This is a genomic window from Bacillus sp. FSL K6-2431, from assembly GCF_038005165.1.
Classification (GTDB): Bacteria; Bacillota; Bacilli; order Bacillales; family Bacillaceae; genus Bacillus; species Bacillus pumilus.
Genome location: NZ_JBBOSQ010000001.1, coordinates 2,903,620 through 2,923,864, shown reverse-complemented (window position 1 = coordinate 2,923,864; position 20,245 = coordinate 2,903,620). Strand labels below are relative to the sequence as shown.

Sequence of the window (20,245 nt, the reverse complement as noted above, 5' to 3'; positions counted from 1 at the left end):
GCGTTTTTTTATTTTTTATTTCAACCGAAGCATTTTTTAAACATTCAGGATACACTAGACATACAATATGAATAGATAAGCATGGGAGGAATAAACATGATCATCGGCATTCCGAAAGAGATTAAGAACAATGAAAACCGAGTGGCATTAACACCAGGAGCAGCTTCTCAATTACTTTCAGCTGGACATCAGATTTTGATTGAAACAAACGCTGGTTTTGGAAGCGGATTCACTGATGACGATTATGTATCTGTTGGTGCAGAAATTCTTGATCAAGCGAAAGATGTGTGGGCTTCTTCTGATATGATCATGAAGGTAAAAGAACCATTACCTGAGGAATATTCATTTTTCAGAGAAGGACTCATCTTATTTACGTACCTGCATCTTGCGGCAGAGCCCTCCTTGGCTGAAGCTTTAAAACAAAAAGGCGTCACAGCTATTGCTTATGAAACAGTAACGGACGGAAAATCACTCCCTCTCTTAACACCTATGTCTGAAGTGGCAGGCAGAATGGCCGCCCAAATCGGTGCACAATTTTTAGAAAAGCCAAAAGGCGGTAAAGGCATCTTGCTCGCAGGCGTACCAGGGGTATCAAGAGGGAAGGTCACAATTATAGGCGGCGGTGTTGTTGGAACAAACGCAGCGAAAATGGCGATTGGACTTGGCGCAGATGTCACTCTTATTGACGTAAACGCAGAACGATTACGTCAGCTGGACGATCAATTTGGTCATCAAATGAAAACGTTAATGTCTAACCCTGTCAATATCGCCGATTCAGTCAGTGAGGCGGACCTTCTCATTTGTGCGGTGCTGATCCCAGGTGCCAAAGCACCAACGCTTGTGACGGAAGAAATGGTGAAGCAAATGAAGCCCGGTTCCGTCATCGTAGACGTAGCCATTGACCAAGGCGGCATTGTCGAAACCATAGATCATATCACAACACATGATCAACCTACTTATGAAAAACACGGTATTTTACATTATGCTGTCGCCAATATGCCTGGAGCAGTTCCACGGACATCGACTGTTGCTTTAACAAATGTCACCGTTCCCTACGCACTGCAAATTGCTAATAAAGGCGCTGCAAAAGCCATTCAAGAAAACAAAGCCATCGCAGAAGGTGTCAATGTCATGAACGGACATATCACATATGAAGCCGTCGCTCGTGATCTCGGCTATGATTATGTACCTGTTCATCAAGCGATCGATGCGTCCTCTATGACAGAAGCTTAATACAGACCCGCCCTTTTGATGGGCGGGTTTTATTGTTAACCAATATTAAAAACAGGTTGACAAATAACCTTCATCCCCTTAATCTATTTGTACAGATAAGACAGGGGGAAACATCATGCAACAGAAAACAAGAACCGCTGATTTTGTGCTAGTCGGAATGTTTGCTGCACTCATGGCGATTGGAGCGAATATCACATCCATTGTGCCGTTTTTACAGGTCGGCGGAATTCCACTTACGATGCAACCATTTTTTTGTGTACTTGCTGGTCTTTTGCTCGGCAGACGGCTTGGTGCTTTAGCGATGATTGTATATGCCTTGGTCGGAATTGCTGGCGCACCTGTATTCGCACAGTTTTCAGCAGGCTTTGGGGTGATTTTAGGCAAAAGCGGTGGTTTTGTCTTATCGTATATTCCTGCTGCCTGGCTAGCTGGATTCATTTTAGAAAAAAGAAAAAATCCTGGATTTGGCCGCTTTTTACTTGCAGCTATTGCAGGTACGACCGTCATGTATGTGATCGGAACGACTTATACGTACCTCGCATTAAATGTGTGGCTGAATGCCCCGATTTCTTATCAAACCACGTGGTTCTTTATGATCTGGTTTATGGTGAAAGATTACGCATTGACGATATTACTTGCGATGCTGGCACCTAAAATTTATCGCTCTGTTTCAAAAGCTACGTCCTTTCGAAAACAACAAGCCGCATCATAAGTGCAGACATCATCTACAAGTCGCATAGAAAAGAGCCTGTCTTCATTCAGGCTCTTTTTTCATCATTATTCAGCGTATTGGTCAATGATTCCTTCTAGCATCCCTTCAAGCACTTCTACATCTTCAAGGTCTGATGGACTGAAGCGGTAGCGCACAAGCTGTTCTCCATCATGATACATCTCCTCAAGCCACCCTCTGAGTCCTCTTGCTCTGCGGTCGACTTCGAAAACAATGTCTAATCCGCCTTCATCTATCAGAAAAATCAGCTCTAATTCATCAAGCATATAACGATAGTCATCTGATGTCGGAATAAACTCGAATTCTTGAACAAATGGCAGACGACGCTGGAAGTAAGGTGCTTGTTCACAGTCCGCTTCGTTCAGGTGGAAGCCAAGATTTCTAGTGGCCTCCAGTACATTTCTCACCCAAGGATGTGCTTCAACGAAAATGCGGTCATAGTCAGATTTATCGATTCCTCCTTGGATATCAAGGTCTGTCATTACTGCAATTTCTACTTTTCCGATCGTCATCGGGGTATCGATAGGAAGAATAAATGAAAACGGAAATTCATGCTTTTCTCCAGGCTGGATGATAAAAGAATCCGTCACCCGTAAAGTAAAGATATTCACATATTTTCTATGCTCTTCATCATCTTTCACAATCACATACTGTGTTTGAATCTTGACATTGATATAGCGGATGTCCTGAGAGATTTTCCCGCCTTTTGCATGGACAGTTCCCCTTACCTCTTGTCCAGGATAATAAGTGTTTTTCTCCAAAATGGTATCTACCTTTGCCGCACCAATCCCTGCACTTGCCGCTAGCTTTTTAAAAAATGACATCTCTCATCTTCCCCTTTTCGTTTTTATCAGCATATATACGTAAGATAGAGGAAGAAAGATTCATTTAATTCATACTTTAGTCCTAATTATTTTTTCGCTTGTGAACAACAAAAAAGCTTATAGAAAAAACATCATCGTTTTCTCTACAAGCTTTTCATCTTACAGGATAATCGCTGCAAGCCAGCCGAATAGAACAAGTGGGATATTATAATAGATAAAAGTCGGGACACATGTACCCCAAATGTGGTGATGCTGTCCATCCATGTTCAATCCAGATGTCGGTCCAAGCGTACTGTCACTTGCAGGTGAACCTGCATCACCAACAGCCGCAGCTGAACCAATAATGGCAATGGTCGCCATTGGACTAAATCCAAGGTGTAAACAAAGTGGAACAAAGATGGTCGTAATAATAGGAATCGTGGCAAATGATGATCCGATCCCCATTGTCACAAGCAGACCCACAAGCAGCATTAAAATGGCCGCGAGACTCTGGCTGTTGCCGATAAATTGTGAAGATGCTTTAACAAGCGTTTCAATGTCTCCTGTTTTGGTTAAAACGTTGGCAAATCCAGCCGCAACAAGCATGACAAAACCGATAAATGCCATCATGTTCATGCCAGATGTAATCAGTTGATCTGCTTCATCGCGTTTCATCATTCCGGTCACAAACAAGACAAGCAGTCCTGCGAGTGCACCGAAGATCATCCCTTCCACGCCAAGGCTTTGAGACAGATAAAGCTGGACAATCAATGACACGAGAATGGCAAGACCGGCAAAGAATAGACTTTTTGTCGTATAGGCTGATTTCTCTACATCTGTAATATCGCGATCCTCATATACTTTTGGCTTACGATACATGAAAAGAGAGACAATCAATCCTAGCACCATCCCCCCAACAGGGATCAGCATGGCATATGGAATATCTGCTAAATTCACAGCTAGACCTGCATCCTTCATATTGTCACGGAGCATTCCGTGGAAAATCTGTCCAAAACCGACTGGAAGTAAAATATATGGTGCAGTGAGTCCGAAGGTCATGACACACGCTAGCAGTCTACGGTCAATTTGAAGCTCGTTAAACACTTTTAATAATGGCGGAATTAAGACCGGAATAAAGGCAATGTGAACAGGAACGACGTTTTGTGAAAAACAAGATACGATCAAAATCACAAGAATGATCAGTATTTTTGATAATGTTTTTCTTCTTGAGTCGCCTTCTTTTCCTAAAAGCTTCACTGCTCCTTCAACCATGGCATCTGGAAGACCCGTTTTTGTCAGCGCCGCAGCAAATGCCCCTAAAAGCGCATAACTAATTGCCACTGTCGCATTTCCTCCGAGCCCGTCAGTAAAGGCTTCCACTGTTCCTCCCAGGCCTAATCCACCTGCAAGTCCGCCAGCTAAAGCACCAAGTGCGAGGGCAATGACCACATTGACCCGCAGCAAGCTTAATATCAACATTAAAACAACCGCTAAAACAACTGCATTCATGGTGAAACCCCCGAAATCCTTTAGTTTACTAATGTAGTAGATAATTAAAGTACCAACGTATGTTACCATAGAAAAAATACTACGTCAAATGGCGTTTGACCTACATAAAAAAGGCCCTGCCATTTGGCAGAGCCTCATCCTTTATTTCTTTCCTTCAAATCGTTCCACAAATGTGGCCAATGACCGTACCATCACACCTGTCGCCCCCGTTGGTCCAAAGCATGAAGGCTTTTCTGTTGTGGCTGTTCCTGCAATATCCAAGTGAACCCAAGGCGTATCCTCAGCAAACTCACCGATGAAAGCTCCTGCCATGATCGCATGACCATCGCGGCCTGGTGAGTTATTGAGATCAGCCATTTTGCTGTTTCGTACGCGCTTTTTATCTTTTTCAGTGATTGGCAGCTGCCAAATCATTTCACCGCATTCTTCTGATGCCTCTTTAAACTGGGCATACAGTTCATCGTTATTTGTCATGACGCCTGTTGTCTCATTTCCAAGTGCCACAATGACTCCGCCTGTTAATGTCGCCACGTCTACAAGAACAGAGGCACCGTGCTGCTTCGCATATGTCACACCATCTGCTAAAACAAGACGGCCTTCTGCATCCGTATTCAGCACTTCGATTGTTTTACCGCTAAGCGACACAATGACGTCATCCGGTTTCATCGCATCAGCCGAGATCATATTGTCTGTCGAAGCAATAACAGCAATGACATTTTGCTCTGGGCGCAGTTCACCGATGATTTCCATAGCGCCTAAAACAGAGGCTGAGCCGCCCATATCAGTTTTCATCCCAACCATACTGGCTCTTGGCTTTAACGAATAGCCACCAGTATCATATGTGATGCCTTTACCGACAAGCCCAATCACGTCCGTCCATTCTTCCTTGCCTTGATATTTCAGAACGATGAGCTTTGGTGGTTCTGTTGAGCCTCTATTGACAGCTAGAATCCCGCCCATCCCGAGCTCTTCCATTTGTTCTTTATCTAAAATTTCAATCTCAAATTCGTATTTATACGCAAGCTCTGCCGCGTACGAAGCCAGATCAGAGGATGTGAGCATGTTCGGCGGCATATTCACAAGGGTACGAGCCGAATTGACGGACTGTCCGTAGACCTCGCCCACTTTCAGACTTGCCTGAATTTCAGTCGTATCATGATCCGTCATTGCATAAACAAATTCGATGAAGCGATCCGGCTCATTTGTTTTATGTTTAAAATCTTGTAATTCATATGTAGCTAAAAGGCAGCTTTCAGAAAGGGCATGGGCTGCATCTTGGGCAGGCAGATCCTTTCCAATAAACGTATCCAGTAAGACCGAAACCGCTTGCTTTTTATCTTGATGAAGCTTTTTAAATAAATGGGCAAACCCTTCTTTTGCCTCTTCAAACGTGTAATCTGATTCCTTCCCAAGTCCGACAAAATAAATGCGTTTGATGCCTGTTTCAGGGGATGGGAAAAACTTCGAAAGCTGATTTCGTTTAGATGAAATATCGCCTTCTTTTAATAATTCAGTGATTCGTCCTTCAAGTAATTCATCCATTTCTTTTGCTTTTCCTGATAATTGGCTCTTTTGAAAAAGTCCGATCGCCAGTGTATCTTTATGTTGCCATTCATTTGTCGAGAAAAACATATTTATCACACGCTCCTTCAATGAACTCCATTTTTCACATTGGAACTTCTATTATATCAAAATTTGCGGGTCTATACGATCATTGCCAGTCTGTCTTTACTTGATGAACATTTATATTTTCACACGCGGAAGGGCATCATGAAAAAGCGATGAAAACTTGTACAGCCCGTCCGCGTCTCCTCGTTCCACATCTACTTTCTTTAATGTTATAATTGAACATGGACTTGGCAGCATTTGAATCTGCTATCATTTTTTCATCATACTAGGGTACACAGTCCACCATTTTGCACGATATTTTTTCTTACAGAGAGGATGTTTCTTGTTCATGAGCGTACTGACGAATTTTCCGCTGCTTGCCAGCCTTGCAGCCATCTTTTTTGCTCAATTTGTAAAAGTACCGATTCAATTTATCATTTCTAGACGACTAGATTGGTCGCTCATTACAAGCACAGGCGGAATGCCAAGTTCACACTCCGCAGCCGTAACAGCACTCTCAACAGCAGTGGCTTTAGAGCACGGGCTAAATACATCAATCTTTGCGATTTCCGCCATCTTTGCGATTATTACCATGTTCGATGCGACAGGTGTGCGCAGACAGGCAGGAGAACAGGCAACTGTACTGAACAAGCTGGTAACAGATTTTAACCGATTTGTTTCTGAAGCAAAGAATTTCCCGAGTGCGGAAGAAAAAGAAAAGCAAAAGAAATTGAAAGAGCTTCTTGGTCATAAGCCGATTGAAGTCTTCTTTGGCGGCTTAACAGGGATCTTGCTGACACTTATCTTAGATTATTACTTCATGTAGAAGCGAAAAAAGCTTTGGACCTCAAACTTGTCCAAAGCTTTTTTATTCTTTATTGGCTTGAAACTGCTGACGGAATACTTGCATTGATTTTGCTTCATTAAGCTGGTTTAAGTCTTTTTCCGTTAACGTTCCTTCGCCCTTTTTGATGATATACACATCGAGCACTTTTTTACCCCATTCTCTATACACATCATCTACTGTTTCATAGTATAAATCAAGCTTATGACCTTTAATGGCTTTTCCCGTATCTGCGACCACTCCGTAGCCATAGTTTGGGATAAAGAGTACCGTTCCAATCGGAAAGACTGATGGGTCCGCAGCCACAGTTGAATATAAATCACGTTTCACTTTGACGCCTGAATATGTAATGCCATATGCATGGTGTTCCTTCGTTTTACCTGTTGATTCCACACCTGCTGTATAGCCTGTGGCGACAACCTTTTGCTTCGGGTAATCGTTCCAATTGAACGCTTCTTCGAGAGAAATAGCCCGCAAGTCATCACTTTTGAGTGCCATCGTTTCTCTTTTTTGCTGTTGGAAAAAAGAAGATACTTGCTTGCCAGGATCAGTCTCTTTCACCCAGGCAGCTACATCACTTGGTTCGACTCCAGATATGCCCGTAAAGCTTGTCAAAAGAGCAAGCATAAAAAGGGCTGTCATGAACAATCGTTTCATCCATGTTTTCATCTTTATTTGTCACTCCTCTACCCATCTATTTGTTTCCAAACAAAATGGAAACTATGCAATGGAGAAACAAAAAAACCCACTTGCCTATCTACAAGTGAGTTAAAACATTTGATACCCTCTTTTTCGAAGTGCATTAATGACAAAACCTGATGCAATTGCACCAATCAGACCGCTTAACAAAATAATGATATCAGCGGCTGCTAGAGAGACAATGCGGTCCCCTATTCCTGAAAAAGCGATGCCCGGTTCTCTGACATAAGCGATCATCTTTTGATTGTTGATAATGAAAAGGCATACAATTGGATATAAAATAGCCATAATCCATGACATTCTCAGCAGCATATTGAGCAAAAAGCCAATGCCGAAGAATAACACGAAAAATAAAATAACGGAAATAATAACGACTGGTAAACTGATCACTTCATCTCCACCCCCAAATATCCCATCATTAGTTTAACTTGGAAATAGAGATGAAGTCAATCAATGGAAAAAGCAGATGGATTAAAGCTTCTTTCCTGTCCCTTTACATTCCTCACATGTTTCAGATCCGCCGAGCAATAGCTGAAAATATCCTTTCCCCGAACAATATTGACAGGTGGACTTCTTTTCTTTTGTATGTGCATTCATATTGCTCACTCCCTTAATCTAAATTTTCTGATAATTTATCATACCATACTTTACTGCCGATAACCAAGTAAGAAAATATGTCAAAAAAAACGTGTATCACGAGGATACACGTTTTTGTCTATATCGGTTTAGAAGAACTTGAATTTTCCTTTTTTCAGAACAAGTCCTGGTCCGCCAACCATGAATAAAGAGCGGTTGTCGATGATTTTCTTCATTGCTGAAGCTTTTGTTCCTTGAAGTTTTTTACCAAACGCAACACCTACAGCGTCGTGTTCACCAAGTGAAGCAACTGTTCCTTTGATGTCTGGCTTAAAGCTTTCAAGAGAACCACCTTTCACTAGTGCTGCAAGGTTTTTCGCTACTGTTTCACCTTGCTGCATAGCGATTTGTGCAGTTGGTGGGTATGGACGGTTGATTTCTTCATTGATGATCAATGAACAGTCACCGATGATGAATACATCATCATTTTCTGGTACACGAAGATCTGGAGATACTTTTACGCGTCCGCGCATATTTTCAAATCCAGCTTCTTCAACGATTGGGTTACCGCGTACACCAGCAGCCCAAACAACAGTTTCAGCTTTGATTTCTTCAGTATCATCGTCTTTTCCAACAATGATGCCTTCAGGCGTACATTCTTTGATCGCTGTACCAATTTTGAACTCAACGCCTTTACCTTGAAGGTAGTTCATTGCATAGTCGATCAATGCAGGATCGAATCCTGGAAGAGCTGTTGGTGCAGCTTCTACACAGATGATGCGCACATCTTTTTGATCAATATCATACTCTTTGCAAAGCTCAGGCACACGGTTTCCAAGCTCACCAAGGAACTCAATACCTGTGAAGCCCGCACCGCCGACAACGATTGTCAAGCGCTCTGGACGTTTATCAGCTTCCGTATTATACGTCGCAAATTGAAGCTCAATATGCTCACGAAGCTGACGAGCAGAGTTGATGTTAGAGATTGAGAATGCATATTCTTTCAGTCCTGCAATACCAAATGTTTCAGGAACAGCACCAAGCGCAACAACAAGGTAGTCGTAAGAAAGTTCGCCATCTGATGTCACGACTTTCTTCTCTTCCTTATTAATGCTTTCAACTGTTGCTTGTACAAAGTTGACACGGGAACTGTTAATCACATCTTTGATTTGATAACGACAGCGGTCATGATGAAGTGTACCTGCACTTGCTTCATGTAACCATGTTGTTTCGTAATGATAATTATGCTTGTTCACAAGAGTAATGTCCGCATCATTTGTGCCAAGCTGTTTTGTTAATCTTGTTACAGTCATTAATCCGCCATAACCTGCACCTAATACAACGATTTTCGGTTTATTCACTGGAATCACATCCACCTTTTTTAAATTTGCTGTAAAACGGATAAAGAATTACATATCGTTATTCTCAACCGCTTTGCGGCATTTTATGAAATTTAAACAAAAAAATAAGTATGTGAAAATCTGAACTTTCACCTACATAAAACGAAAGCATTTGACCGTATCCGACAAAAATTCATAAAAAATTAATATTTAGTTCCCTTAACAATAATAGCGAGTTCTGATCCAATTTTCAAGGCTTTAAACTGAAAATCCTTATGATAAACGGTCTTTCTCACTTTTTCCTCTTTTTCAAAGCTTCGGCATCAAAAAACGACAAGTTTTTCAAAACAAGTCAAACGACGATGTGTGGTATGATATGATATAGTGATAACAATTTTCATTTGGGAGGATTAAAGGAATGCAAGAAGATTCTAAGGTATATGACATTACCGTTATCGGGGGCGGCCCAGTAGGATTGTTTACTGCGTTTTACGGTGGCATGAGACAGGCAAGTGTGAAAATCATTGAAAGCCTTCCTCAGCTCGGCGGTCAATTATCCGCTCTTTACCCTGAAAAATACATTTATGATGTGGCTGGTTTTCCAAAAATCCGCGCACAAGAATTAATTGATAACTTAAAGGAACAAATGGATAAATTTGATCAAACCATTTGCTTAGAGCAAGCAGTTGAAACGGTTGAAAAACAGGCAGATGGTATCTTTAAACTTGTGACAAATCAAGAGGTTCATTATTCTAAAACGATCATCATCACAGCTGGTAACGGTGCATTCCAACCGAGAAAGCTTGAACTAGATGCAGCAGAATCATTTGAAGGAAGCAACCTGCATTACTTCATTAATGATTTGAATCAATTTGCTGGCAGACGTGTCGCTGTTCTTGGCGGCGGAGACTCTGCGGTGGACTGGGCACTGATGCTTGAACCTATCGCAAAAGAGGTTTCCATTATTCACCGCCGCGATAAATTCCGCGCGCATGAGCACAGTGTAGAAAACCTGCACAATTCGAAAGTCAATGTCGTGACGCCATTTGTCCCAACAGAGCTCATTGGTGAAGACCGCATTGAACAGATTGTGCTAGAAGAAGTCAAAGGCGACAAAAAACAAGTGCTTGATGTGGACGACGTGATCGTCAACTTCGGTTTTGTTTCCTCTCTTGGGCCAATTAAGCAATGGGGTCTTGAAATCGAAAAGAACTCGATCGTCGTGAAATCCACAATGGAAACAAACATTGAAGGCTTCTATGCGGCAGGAGACATTTGTACGTATGAAGGAAAAGTCAAATTGATTGCCAGCGGATTTGGTGAAGCACCAACGGCTGTCAACAATGCGAAAGCCTACATGGACCCGAAAGCCCGTGTACAGCCTCTTCATTCCACAAGCTTATTTGAAAACAAATAAGCGAAATCAAAAAAAGGAGTTCCCACTAGCGGAACTCCTTTTTCGTTTATTTAAAAATCCCAATATAGGCATTCGCCATTCCAAGTACCATTGCAGCAAGCAGCACCACAACAATCCCTGCCACAACCAAAATCACCCGATCTTTTACACGTTCCTTTTTCGGAAGCGGCTTCTCAATCCCGCAAGCTGGACACGTTTTAGAACGATACGGAATCAGTTCATGACAGTTCCTGCAATTGATTTGTTCACTCAAACTTCAGCAACCTCTTTTCTACCTACAGTTTATGTTTGGTTCTCATGATACTCTTTTCGGGTGGAAATAGCCAGTTGTGAGAGCAAGCTGTAACAAAATTGAGCGATTTATAAATTGTTGAAGAGAGAATGAAGGTTTTATCTGATCAACCGATATAGGAAAAGAAGAAGATCATAATGAAGGATAGGTGGAAAAATGTTAAAGCGTTTCATGATCAGTTTGATCTTGTTACTGATGATTGGTGGCTCAGTTGAGCTGTTTGCAAAAGACTATAACAAACATTATGCGCAGTTCGCAGCAGGACTGAATATTGATGTTGATCAGCTAGAACCTTTTTTAAAGCGTGTGTCCACTTCCATTTTAGATTCTGGTTTGAGTGATCAAGAAATCAAACAGATACTCTCTAAAGTCCAAAAAATGAATAAAAACAATGAAACGAAAAAAGTGGGTACTTTTGAAGTAATGTATCATGAAAAACCAGCAAATATTAAAATTGTGATTGAAGTCCATGTGGAAGATGGCAATAAAGAAATGGTGATCTATATGTTTAGCACCCAAGAGCTGGTGGATGTCTTGGATAAAGAGCTGTTGAAAATAGAAGAAGCAATATGAGAAAGAGACACTGGATGAGTGTCTTTTTTTAAATTTCTTCTCCACCTTTAACATCACATGCTGTTCCACTTAGTCATTTCCAATCATGTCATTATTTTAATAGGCTTAGATTAAGTGAAATCCCCAAAATTAATCAGGTTATTTTAATAACAAATTTTCCATTCATCAATCCTTTTTCTATTGACCCTCACGTAACGTCATATTTTATAGTGATATCAAGAGAGGTGAATTGAAATGAAAGTAAAAGAAGTAGCTGAATTGTTTGGTATTAGTATTCGGACACTTCATCATTACGATCAGATTGGCTTATTGATTCCGAAAGAAGTCACAGATAATCGTTATCGACTCTATTCAGAAGAAAACCTTGAAACATTACAGCAGATATTATTTTTCAGAGAACTTGGATTTCCATTGAAGGAAATAAAAAAGATGATGCATAATCCTTCATTTGAGAAGAAAGAAGCATTTATTTTACAAAGAAAAATGTTAATAGAGAAACGAGATAAATTTGATAAAATGATCGAAAATATTGATAAGACGCTACAGCATTTGATGGGAGAATCTCTCTACACCCATAAAGAAAGGTTCGAGAATATGAATATGAAATTTAGTCAATATGGAGAAGAAGCTCGTCACCGTTGGGGAAATGAAACTGTTGATCAAGTCAGCTCAAAACTAAATCATTTGTCTAAAGATGAACAAATTGAATTATCTGATAGCTGGGATAGCATATTTAATAAACTAGCCTCTCTTCGCAATCATTCCCCTAAATCCAAAGAGGTGCAAATCGTAATCAAACAATGGTACGACTTTTTAAACAAAAACTTTAGTTATTACTCTCTTGATGCTTTTTACGGTTTAGGCCAACTCTATATTCAAGATGAACGTTTCACAAAGAATATAGATCAATATGGTGAGGGCTTGGCATCATTTATGAGCGAAGCGATGAAAGTCTTTACTACTCTTCATAAAAGAGGGAACAGCTATGAAAATTATGATTGAGAATACAATCGATCAATACGAAAAATTATTCTCAACGAAACACAATAAAGAACGTTTTTTCCAACACACCATGATGAAACCTTTTGAAAAGATGTGGAATATGATTAACGTTCCGCTAAAAGCTAAACAGCAAAATGGATATGATGTAATAATGGCAACCAAGATGCTTGGCTATCTTGATGTAACAGATACACAAACTGGACAACAGGCATTGAAGAGACTACGAGAAATTCAGGCTCTTCAAACAGCAGATATCACCTTAAACCATTGTATGGATTTCATAGAAAAGCACAACCTTCAAATAAATGCTGATGAGTTGAGATTTGGTCTATATATAGCTGATCCGAAAAAGCTTGAACTGCAAAAAGGATATTGTGGCTTTGGGGGAATTCCTGGATTTATTCAAGTATCACTATATCCAAATTCATATAATATCCCTAGAATTCCTGCTCTCATTGCACATGAATTCCATCATAATATCCGTTTTTCACATTTTGAATGGGATTACGGAAACGTCACGGTTGGAGATTATTTAATTATAGAGGGTTTAGCTGAATCATTTGTAAAAGAGCTTTATGGTGAACATGTGTTAGGACCTTGGGTCACTTCTTTTGATAAAGAGGAATTAGACTATTCAAAAGAAGTGATAAAAGAGGCTTTACATACAAAAGGGTTTGCTGAGGTCAGCAGTTATATGTTTGGTGATATCATTGCAAAAGAACAAGGCTTTCAGCCTGTCGGATTATCACCCTTTGCAGGCTATGCAGTAGGCTATCAAGCTGTACAATCTTTTATGAGAAAAAATAATATAGGAATAGAAGAAGCCACCTTACTTGGTACAGATGAAATATTAAGAAATTGCGAACTTTTTTATACTTAAATACCATACAAAAAAAAGACGGTGCTGAGTGATTTAAGTTATCTCCCCTTTTCACATCTTTAATACAATACAAAAAAACCTCCTCGAATCATAACCAATTTGAGGAGGTTTTAAATATTCAATATGGATTTACAAAATTAATTGTTACTAACCTTAACACTCTTCCGGCGTACCGGTATTTGTCGCTGTTCTGAAAGAAGAACCGCATCCGCATGAAGCAATCGCGTTCGGATTATCAATAGTGAAACCGCCGCCCATTAGTGATTGTTTGAAATCAATGATGGTGCCGTTCATGATATCAAGGCTTTCGGAGTCGACAAGGACCTGGATGCCTTGCTGTTCGAAATGCGTGTCTTTCTCTGAAACTTCATGGTCAAAGCCCATTCCGTATGAAAGACCGCTACAGCCGCCGCCTTTTACGCCAACTCGTAGGAACGCATTTTCTTCTTCATGCTCTTTCATCATATCTTTAATCTGCAGTGCAGCAGCTTCTGTAATGGTTACTGGTGTACTCATGATCATCCCTCCTTTTGACTGGATGTTTCTTTTCAATTATAAACCTGATGGTGCCTTTTCTCAAATAAATGGTTTACAGATAAAATGTGCCGTCACAAATCGTTTCAGCAGGCCCTGTCATGAGCACATGGTCGTTGTCTTTCCAGCGAATGATGAGATCTCCGCCTGCTAAGTGAACCGTCATGTCCGTTTCTTTTTTCGCCTGTCCATTCACAATCGTGGATACGGCAGCCGCGCAAGCTCCCGTTCCGCAGGCTTGAGTAATGCCAGATCCTCTTTCCCACACACGAAAATGCAGTTCTGTTTCACTAACCACTTCTACAAATTCTACATTGACGCCTTCTGGGAACATGTCGTGTTTTTCGATGATTGGCCCAGTTGTATCAAGCGGTGCCTTTTCAATGTCCTCTAAATAAAACACGATGTGCGGATTTCCCATTGAAACGGCCGTTCCATTTAAGGTCGTCGTGCCAAAATCAAGCGGTTCATTAATCGTTGTGCTTGCTGGTTCACCTAGCATCGGCATCGCTTCTTTTTCAAAACGAGGCTTTCCCATATCTACTGTCACTAAATGTACGTGACCATCCTGTACATGAACGGTCGCTTCAACGAGTCCTGACAATGTCTCAATCTGGAACGTTGTGTCTGTGACGATTTGATGCTCATACACATATTTTGCGACGCAGCGCAGACCGTTGCCGCAGTTTTTTCCCTCTGATCCATCATTGTTGAAAATGCGCATTTTCACAGGTGCAACATCTGATGGACAAATAAGGATCATTCCGTCTGAACCGATTCCTGTATAAACAGAAGAAACCTGGATCGCTATCTCTGATAGCTGCTCTTCTGGAAGCTGTTCCTTCATCTGATTGACGTATATATAATTATTTCCTAATCCGTGCATTTTCGTGAATTGAAATGATGTCATGAGCTTCCTCCAAAAATGTTGTTTCTTTATAGTATAAAAGGAGTCGATTCAGGAGACAATCTTATCATCCCCCGTTTTTCATACATAAAAGCTCTTTGCTGCCATGGCAAGGGGCTTTTATTATGCATATGCCTCATTTTCTCTCGTGTGATGCTTCATTTTAATGATATTTTATTAGCATAACATATTGGATGCGCTTTCTATTCATTCTCCTTAAAAATGGAAACTTAAAATATGAAAAAAATGCACCTCATGACCCATGTGGTGCATTTAAAACATCTCATTTTCCTCTATAAAAGCATAAATACGCTCAACTAGCTGCTCTGCATTTTCTCCGGAAACAAATTCTCCATTCACGAGTGCAAATGGGGAGTCCATACATTTGCCGCAGTAGCTTAAACAGCCGTATTCCATAACGTCTAGGTTTGGGTCTTTATCAAGCTTCTCTTTTGCTTCTTGAGACCCTTGTGCAAGATTACTTACACAAAATTCGATCAGTGGGAACACTTTGCTTCACCTCACATTGCTTTACCATCCTACCGAAATTCCTTCTATTAGTCAAAACATGAGCTTCACCTGTATCGTTACGCCTATTCCTCGTAAAATGTTTTACTATTTAGGACTAACTAATGAATATGTAGGTTATTTTGAAACAATTATTGTGGTTTCACAGTAAATTCGATATAATTTTATTTGGTATTTTAACTTAAAGTTTTTTAGTATAAGTGTTTTTCAATGTCTACGGGGAAAAGGAGAATCGTCATGAAAAATTTAGTCTTGATCGGCGGAGGTTACGGGAATATGCGGGTTCTCCACCGCTTATTGCCAAATCAATTACCTGATGATGTTACTATCACATTAATTGATCGAAATCCTTACCACTGTTTAAAAACAGAATATTATGCACTCGCTGCTGGAACGATCTCTGATCATCACATTCGAGTATCTTTTCCAGAGCATCCGAAGCTGGATATTCAATATGGGGAAGTAGAAAAAATTGATATTGAAAACAAACAGATCTTATTCAGCGACCGTGAACCCATTCCTTATGACGACACGGTGATTGGACTCGGCTGTGAGGACAAGTATCATAATGTCCCTGGTGCGAAAGAACATACATACAGCATTCAAACCATTGATCAGTCAAGACATACGTATAACAAATTAAACAATTTGGGTGCAGGTGCAACGGTTGGTATCGTCGGTGCTGGACTTAGCGGGGTAGAGCTAGCCAGTGAATTAAGAGAAAGCCGTGCTGATTTAAACATTATTCTTTTTGACCGCGGAGAGCTGATTCTATCAAGCTTCCCAAAAAGATTAAGTTTATATGTGCAAAAGTGGTTTGAAGAAAATGACGTAAAGATCATTAACTGTGCCAATATTACGAAGGTTGAAGAAGGTGTTGTTTACAACCATGATGATGCCATTGAAGCAGAGGTCATCGTATGGACAGCAGGCATTCAGCCAAGCAAAGTGATACGAGAGATGGATGTTGAAAAGGACGTACAAGGCCGCGTCGTATTAACACCTCATCACAATCTCCCTGGAGATGAGCACGTCTATGTCGTGGGTGATTGCGCAAGTCTTCCGCATGCCCCAAGTGCACAGCTTGCCGAGGCGCAGGCAGAACAAATTGTCCAATCTCTGCAAAAACGCTGGAAAAACGAGCCGCTTCCTGAGGCTTATCCTCAGTTTAAGCTAAAAGGTGTCTTAGGCTCTTTAGGGAAAAAAGCCGGCTTTGGCTTAGTAGCAGATCGTCCACTTATTGGCCGTGTACCAAGACTTCTAAAATCCGGACTCCTTTGGATGTATAAGCATCACAATGGCTAACATCATGTGAATTTTATCTCAAAGCTCCTTCTCGTCGAGGGAGCTTTTTTCTATGAAACGGCATGTGCCGATGAACGGGTCCATTTGATCGGAGCAAGGGCAAGGATGCAGTCTTTACGAAACGTTCTCATCGTCTTTTTCGATAAACAATACGCTTGGATGAGCTGGTCTGTTTGACGGTGGACAATGATTTTACGCTTCGTGCACTCTCCGTTTTTCTTCATATAAATCATCTCAATTGGTATTTGCTGTTGAAGAGATTGTTTCAGTAAATAATTCATGATGCTCACGCTCCTTTCATTTCATTATAATCGAACAAACGTTCTTTTTCAACCCGAAAAGGAACGTTTGTTCTGTTTATTTTCTCAAAAAAAGAACAGTTTATTCACTGCTCTCCGTGTAACCGTATTTCTCCATTTCTTGATAAATGTCTTTTAATTTTGGATTGCCCTCTCCGACAATTTGATCCTCCACTAAGACAAGCGGATAAAAGAATTCATCATCAAGAATTCGTTCAGACAATTCCTTTTGGTGTTCGTTTTCTGGTGGGTGCTCAATATCAATATATGTGATGCGAAACGGCTGATTTGGATATTTTCGTTTTAACGCTGCATCTAACCACTCAAATGTGTCTTTTGATGAAGGCAGATTCACGCAGCTAGCGCAAAGTACATCTCTTCCATATACATAAAGATCGACGGTTTGATTCATTTGACAAGCCCCCTATTCTTTCTTTATTTTAGCTGAATTTTCTGTATGAAAAAAGTCAAAATCACTTTTTGTTTCAAGATGAGATTGTGCTATAATGAGAAGGAAACTTTGAAACCAATCAATAGATTTTTATCGTCCAGATGAATATAATGGTGATATGTTGTGAAAGGAGCGATTGTATCTAATGACTGAAGTCGAAATGAAAGACCAAGTACAGGAAGTACTAGACAAACTTCGTCCATTTCTATTACGTGATGGTGGAGACTGTGAGCTTGTAGACATTGAAGATGGCATTGTCAAATTGCGTCTTCTTGGTGCATGCGGCAGCTGCCCAAGTTCAACCATTACATTGAAAGCCGGTATTGAGCGCGCATTATTAGAAGAAGTGCCTGGCGTTGTAGAAGTTGAACAGGTTTTCTAATTCATATATGACATGAAAACGACCCGAATTTGGGTCGTTTTTTTCAGTATTAGCCTTTTTCAGCGTGATATGAAAACCCTTGAATTCTAGGAAGGACGAGTACTGGCGCGGAGCGAATTGATATTCGTGAGCACAAGCACGCAGGACTGACACGGAATGCGAGGGTTTGTCATCACGCTGAAACGACCCGATTTGGGTCGTTTTTTTATTATTAGCTTAGCTTCTCTCTAAACCAATCCTTTATAAAGGTCAGTCTTTGAATACGCTGCCCCGGATGGCCGCTTCTGGATAAATCATGAGATGCTTTCGGGAATTTGACGAGCCTTGTGTCTTTCCCAAGCTCCTTCAGTGCTACAAAAAGCTGTTCTGCTTGATCGACTGGGCAGCGATAGTCTTCGTCGCTGTGTAGGATGAGAAGCGGCGTATTTACCTGCTTCACATACTTGAGCGGCGAACGATCCCATAGCTTATCGACTGAATCATAAATATTCCCATCCATCTGCCACCTTGTGAAATAATAACCGATATCACTGATGCCATAAAAGCTAATCCAGTTTGAAATGGACCGCTGTGTGACGGCTGCGCGAAAACGGTCGGTCTGTCCGACAATCCAGTTGGTCATAAAACCGCCATAGCTGCCGCCTGTCACTCCAAGTCTTGTTTCATCAAGGAAATCATAGGCTTTCAGCACATGATCAACAGCCTGCATGACATCCTCATAATCAACGTCACCATAACTCCCTCTCACACGGTCGGTAAACATTTGTCCGTATCCATGACTGCCATGAGGATTGATATATACGATGGCATAGCCTTCCGCGGCAAGCATTTGAAATTCATGAAAATACGTATAACCATACATGGCATGCGGCCCGCCATGAATTTCTAAAATAAGCGGATAAGTCTTCCCCTCTTCCAATTGGGATGGCTTCATAAACCAGCCATGCACCTCGTCGCCTTCTTTTGACTGAAACGAAAATGGCTCTGGTACCGATAGGACATGCTCCTTGAGGAATTCATCATGCTCGAACGTGATTCGCTTTAGATCCGCCTCCCCTAATGTCAGCTCATACAGCTCACTTGGAGAAACGGGTGACAGCCGGCTCAGCAGCATTTTGGATTCATTCGGATGAAGGCTGAAGTTTGTGATATGCTCTGCCTCTAATCGAACAGGATAGGCTAAGCCTTCAACAGAGAAATAATAAATCCCTGTACTGCCTTGATCAGAAACAAGCGCATAAAACCCTTGGCTATCCTTTGTCCACTGCGGAAACTGATTGGCTTCGCCCATAACACTATCCCCTGCCATACAGTTGCCCACATACATATCGAGCATTTCTGACAGCTGAACGCCGTTTCCCTCCTTCAGATCATACAGCCATAATGCTGGGAACGTAGCATTTTGAAATTCTCGCTCATGTCCGATATACACGAGGCTTTCTCCATTAGGAGCAAAAGACACGGCGGAATAAGCGCCAGCAGATTGTGTAATTTTCTTTGTCGTACCGTCCTCTAATGATTGGAGGCATACATCACTTATGTAAGGTTTCTGAGGATTTGATTGAATATAGGCAAGCCATTTCCCGCACGGAGAGAGCGTGTGATTCACATGATGATGCTGTCCGCTCGTAACTGCCTCGATCTCTCCTGAATGAACATCCACTTGAATGATCTGCGTAAAACGCCCATCTAAAAAACCTCTGCCATCTGCTTTATAGGTCAAATCATCATATACCGCAGGAGCGAACTCATCTCGCTCTTCCTTCTTTTCATCATGTATAGACTCTGTTTGTTTCAGTGACACAGCCGCATAAATGAAAGCTCCATTTGGTGAAAAGACAGGATGAGATACTCCGTATGGAATCGACGTTAAGGTACGCACACCGCCTCCCTCGCTCTGAATCAGTGCAAGCTGGGGAGCTTCCTTTGGCTTTTGCAAAATAAACGCAAGCTGCCTGCTGTCTTTTGACCACACTGGCTGATGATGCTTTCCATCCTCAAATGTCCATTGTGACAGCTCCTCTGTCTCTTCATCTCGAACCCATAAATGGATGTTGTAATCGTCCTTTTTGTCATTCACCGTGACCTTTGTAAAAACCGCCTTTTTTCCATCTGGTGAATAAACCGGATGAGAAACAGAAACAATCTTCGTTAAATCTTCTGCTGTCATCAATTTCTTCATGAATGTATCTCCTCCTTTTATGCATAAAAAATAGTTCGATCCTCTAAATAATAATCCCTGCTTCATTTTATAAAAACAAGAATAAAAAAAGAACGTGCATTTTTACAGCACGTTCTCAGGTTATTGAAAAAGGGCTAAAATGATCTTTATT

22 protein-coding genes and 1 pseudogene are annotated in these 20,245 nt (G+C 41.1%); 9 read left to right on the top strand and 14 right to left on the bottom strand.

Annotated elements, in window-relative coordinates; translation table 11 throughout:
- Positions 1-96: 96 nt before the first annotated feature.
- Together ald and MHH40_RS14615 are read left to right on the top strand one after the other, a co-directional pair.
- Positions 97-1,233 (top strand): alanine dehydrogenase, encoded by a 1,137-nt coding sequence (gene ald, locus MHH40_RS14620; protein ID WP_061409499.1) that lies wholly within the window; start codon positions 97-99, stop codon positions 1,231-1,233.
- 115 nt (positions 1,234-1,348) lie between these two features.
- Positions 1,349-1,945 (top strand): biotin transporter BioY, encoded by a 597-nt coding sequence (locus MHH40_RS14615; RefSeq protein ID WP_003212636.1) that lies wholly within the window; start codon positions 1,349-1,351, stop codon positions 1,943-1,945.
- Between the two features lie 65 nt (positions 1,946-2,010).
- Here MHH40_RS14615 and MHH40_RS14610 read toward each other — a convergent pair whose 3' ends face one another.
- From MHH40_RS14610 to MHH40_RS14600, 3 genes are all read right to left on the bottom strand, one after another.
- Entirely contained in the window at positions 2,011-2,787 is a 777-nt protein-coding gene (locus MHH40_RS14610; protein WP_137054456.1) for a sporulation protein, read from the bottom strand.
- A 159-nt stretch (positions 2,788-2,946) separates the two neighbouring features.
- Positions 2,947-4,275 carry a Na+/H+ antiporter family protein gene (locus MHH40_RS14605; protein WP_340901256.1) on the bottom strand — a complete coding sequence of 443 codons (1,329 nt, stop codon included), beginning with the start codon at positions 4,273-4,275 and terminating at the stop codon, positions 2,947-2,949.
- Between the two features lie 141 nt (positions 4,276-4,416).
- Positions 4,417-5,907: a leucyl aminopeptidase gene (locus MHH40_RS14600; protein WP_050944058.1), complete on the bottom strand. Its 1,491-nt coding sequence runs from the start codon at positions 5,905-5,907 to the stop codon at positions 4,417-4,419.
- Positions 5,908-6,232: 325 nt separating this feature from the next.
- Here MHH40_RS14600 and MHH40_RS14595 point away from each other — a divergent pair, with 325 nt between their 5' ends.
- Positions 6,233-6,709: a divergent PAP2 family protein gene (locus tag MHH40_RS14595; protein ID WP_003212726.1), complete on the top strand. Its 477-nt coding sequence runs from the start codon at positions 6,233-6,235 to the stop codon at positions 6,707-6,709.
- A gap of 42 nt (positions 6,710-6,751) precedes the next feature.
- Here MHH40_RS14595 and MHH40_RS14590 read toward each other — a convergent pair whose 3' ends face one another.
- The 4 genes from MHH40_RS14590 to MHH40_RS14575 all read right to left on the bottom strand — a co-directional run bounded on the left by MHH40_RS14590 (position 6,752) and on the right by MHH40_RS14575 (position 9,369).
- Positions 6,752-7,396, bottom strand: a complete 645-nt coding sequence (locus MHH40_RS14590) for a 3D domain-containing protein (RefSeq protein WP_003212854.1) — start codon at positions 7,394-7,396, stop codon at positions 6,752-6,754.
- A gap of 99 nt (positions 7,397-7,495) precedes the next feature.
- Entirely contained in the window at positions 7,496-7,816 is a 321-nt protein-coding gene (locus MHH40_RS14585) for a YuiB family protein (RefSeq protein ID WP_003212933.1), read from the bottom strand.
- Positions 7,817-7,897: 81 nt separating this feature from the next.
- Positions 7,898-8,023: a YuiA family protein gene (locus MHH40_RS14580; protein ID WP_157957789.1), complete on the bottom strand. Its 126-nt coding sequence runs from the start codon at positions 8,021-8,023 to the stop codon at positions 7,898-7,900.
- A 128-nt stretch (positions 8,024-8,151) separates the two neighbouring features.
- The gene (locus tag MHH40_RS14575) at positions 8,152-9,369 is read right to left on the bottom strand and encodes an NAD(P)/FAD-dependent oxidoreductase (protein WP_161802747.1); all 1,218 of its coding nucleotides are present in this window, start codon (positions 9,367-9,369) and stop codon (positions 8,152-8,154) included.
- A gap of 391 nt (positions 9,370-9,760) precedes the next feature.
- On the opposite strand from MHH40_RS14575, the gene yumC reads away from it, so the two are divergent.
- Positions 9,761-10,759 carry a ferredoxin--NADP reductase 2 gene (gene yumC / locus MHH40_RS14570; RefSeq protein WP_003212844.1) on the top strand — a complete coding sequence of 333 codons (999 nt, stop codon included), beginning with the start codon at positions 9,761-9,763 and terminating at the stop codon, positions 10,757-10,759.
- 46 nt (positions 10,760-10,805) lie between these two features.
- Here yumC and MHH40_RS14565 read toward each other — a convergent pair whose 3' ends face one another.
- Entirely contained in the window at positions 10,806-11,012 is a 207-nt protein-coding gene (locus MHH40_RS14565) for a hypothetical protein (RefSeq protein ID WP_044140840.1), read from the bottom strand.
- A 195-nt stretch (positions 11,013-11,207) separates the two neighbouring features.
- Here MHH40_RS14565 and MHH40_RS14560 point away from each other — a divergent pair, with 195 nt between their 5' ends.
- The 3 genes from MHH40_RS14560 (at position 11,208) to MHH40_RS14550 (ending at position 13,506) form a co-directional block, all read left to right on the top strand.
- On the top strand, positions 11,208-11,624 hold the full coding sequence (locus tag MHH40_RS14560; protein WP_050944060.1) for a hypothetical protein: 417 nt from the start codon (positions 11,208-11,210) through the stop codon (positions 11,622-11,624).
- Positions 11,625-11,858: 234 nt separating this feature from the next.
- Positions 11,859-12,626 (top strand): MerR family transcriptional regulator, encoded by a 768-nt coding sequence (locus MHH40_RS14555; protein ID WP_199852783.1) that lies wholly within the window; start codon positions 11,859-11,861, stop codon positions 12,624-12,626.
- A complete protein-coding gene (locus tag MHH40_RS14550) occupies positions 12,610-13,506 on the top strand; it encodes a DUF2268 domain-containing protein (protein WP_050944062.1) in 897 nt (298 codons plus the stop codon). The genes MHH40_RS14555 and MHH40_RS14550 overlap by 17 nt, the downstream gene beginning before the upstream one ends.
- Before the next feature lie 153 nt (positions 13,507-13,659).
- On the opposite strand, the gene erpA is transcribed toward MHH40_RS14550, so the two are convergent.
- From erpA to MHH40_RS14535, 3 genes are all read right to left on the bottom strand, one after another.
- Positions 13,660-14,022: an iron-sulfur cluster insertion protein ErpA gene (gene erpA / locus MHH40_RS14545; RefSeq protein ID WP_340901254.1), complete on the bottom strand. Its 363-nt coding sequence runs from the start codon at positions 14,020-14,022 to the stop codon at positions 13,660-13,662.
- Positions 14,023-14,095: 73 nt separating this feature from the next.
- Entirely contained in the window at positions 14,096-14,950 is an 855-nt protein-coding gene (gene dapF, locus MHH40_RS14540; protein WP_251191386.1) for a diaminopimelate epimerase, read from the bottom strand.
- 270 nt (positions 14,951-15,220) lie between these two features.
- The gene (locus tag MHH40_RS14535) at positions 15,221-15,457 is read right to left on the bottom strand and encodes a YuzB family protein (protein WP_003213414.1); all 237 of its coding nucleotides are present in this window, start codon (positions 15,455-15,457) and stop codon (positions 15,221-15,223) included.
- Positions 15,458-15,712: 255 nt separating this feature from the next.
- On the opposite strand from MHH40_RS14535, the gene MHH40_RS14530 reads away from it, so the two are divergent.
- Positions 15,713-16,780: an NAD(P)/FAD-dependent oxidoreductase gene (locus tag MHH40_RS14530; protein WP_212045504.1), complete on the top strand. Its 1,068-nt coding sequence runs from the start codon at positions 15,713-15,715 to the stop codon at positions 16,778-16,780.
- A 50-nt stretch (positions 16,781-16,830) separates the two neighbouring features.
- Here MHH40_RS14530 and MHH40_RS14525 read toward each other — a convergent pair whose 3' ends face one another.
- Both MHH40_RS14525 and MHH40_RS14520 read right to left on the bottom strand, forming a co-directional pair.
- On the bottom strand, positions 16,831-17,061 hold the full coding sequence (locus tag MHH40_RS14525) for a hypothetical protein (RefSeq protein WP_003213664.1): 231 nt from the start codon (positions 17,059-17,061) through the stop codon (positions 16,831-16,833).
- Positions 17,062-17,161: 100 nt separating this feature from the next.
- A complete protein-coding gene (locus tag MHH40_RS14520) occupies positions 17,162-17,491 on the bottom strand; it encodes a YuzD family protein (RefSeq protein ID WP_003212989.1) in 330 nt (109 codons plus the stop codon).
- A 121-nt stretch (positions 17,492-17,612) separates the two neighbouring features.
- On the opposite strand from MHH40_RS14520, the pseudogene MHH40_RS14515 reads away from it, so the two are divergent.
- Positions 17,613-17,912 (top strand): annotated as a pseudogene (locus MHH40_RS14515) (NifU family protein).
- 211 nt (positions 17,913-18,123) lie between these two features.
- Here MHH40_RS14515 and MHH40_RS14510 read toward each other — a convergent pair.
- Positions 18,124-20,094, bottom strand: coding sequence for an alpha/beta hydrolase family protein (locus tag MHH40_RS14510; protein ID WP_253622266.1), 1,971 nt, complete (start codon positions 20,092-20,094; stop codon positions 18,124-18,126).
- Positions 20,095-20,245: the final 151 nt, after the last annotated feature.

Coding starts and splice junctions, on each gene's coding strand:
- MHH40_RS14510 (WP_253622266.1), bottom strand. CDS start 20,094: ATGAAGAAATTGATGACAGCAGAAGATTTAACGAAGATTGTTTCTGTT.
- MHH40_RS14560 (WP_050944060.1), top strand. CDS start 11,208: ATGTTAAAGCGTTTCATGATCAGTTTGATCTTGTTACTGATGATTGGT.
- MHH40_RS14590 (WP_003212854.1), bottom strand. CDS start 7,396: ATGAAAACATGGATGAAACGATTGTTCATGACAGCCCTTTTTATGCTT.
- yumC (WP_003212844.1), top strand. CDS start 9,761: ATGCAAGAAGATTCTAAGGTATATGACATTACCGTTATCGGGGGCGGC.
- MHH40_RS14580 (WP_157957789.1), bottom strand. CDS start 8,023: ATGAATGCACATACAAAAGAAAAGAAGTCCACCTGTCAATATTGTTCG.
- MHH40_RS14555 (WP_199852783.1), top strand. CDS start 11,859: ATGAAAGTAAAAGAAGTAGCTGAATTGTTTGGTATTAGTATTCGGACA.
- MHH40_RS14600 (WP_050944058.1), bottom strand. CDS start 5,907: ATGTTTTTCTCGACAAATGAATGGCAACATAAAGATACACTGGCGATC.
- MHH40_RS14610 (WP_137054456.1), bottom strand. CDS start 2,787: ATGTCATTTTTTAAAAAGCTAGCGGCAAGTGCAGGGATTGGTGCGGCA.
- MHH40_RS14520 (WP_003212989.1), bottom strand. CDS start 17,491: ATGAATCAAACCGTCGATCTTTATGTATATGGAAGAGATGTACTTTGC.
- MHH40_RS14530 (WP_212045504.1), top strand. CDS start 15,713: ATGAAAAATTTAGTCTTGATCGGCGGAGGTTACGGGAATATGCGGGTT.
- MHH40_RS14595 (WP_003212726.1), top strand. CDS start 6,233: ATGAGCGTACTGACGAATTTTCCGCTGCTTGCCAGCCTTGCAGCCATC.
- MHH40_RS14615 (WP_003212636.1), top strand. CDS start 1,349: ATGCAACAGAAAACAAGAACCGCTGATTTTGTGCTAGTCGGAATGTTT.
- MHH40_RS14525 (WP_003213664.1), bottom strand. CDS start 17,061: ATGAATTATTTACTGAAACAATCTCTTCAACAGCAAATACCAATTGAG.
- ald (WP_061409499.1), top strand. CDS start 97: ATGATCATCGGCATTCCGAAAGAGATTAAGAACAATGAAAACCGAGTG.
- erpA (WP_340901254.1), bottom strand. CDS start 14,022: ATGAGTACACCAGTAACCATTACAGAAGCTGCTGCACTGCAGATTAAA.
- MHH40_RS14605 (WP_340901256.1), bottom strand. CDS start 4,275: ATGAATGCAGTTGTTTTAGCGGTTGTTTTAATGTTGATATTAAGCTTG.
- MHH40_RS14550 (WP_050944062.1), top strand. CDS start 12,610: ATGAAAATTATGATTGAGAATACAATCGATCAATACGAAAAATTATTC.
- dapF (WP_251191386.1), bottom strand. CDS start 14,950: ATGACATCATTTCAATTCACGAAAATGCACGGATTAGGAAATAATTAT.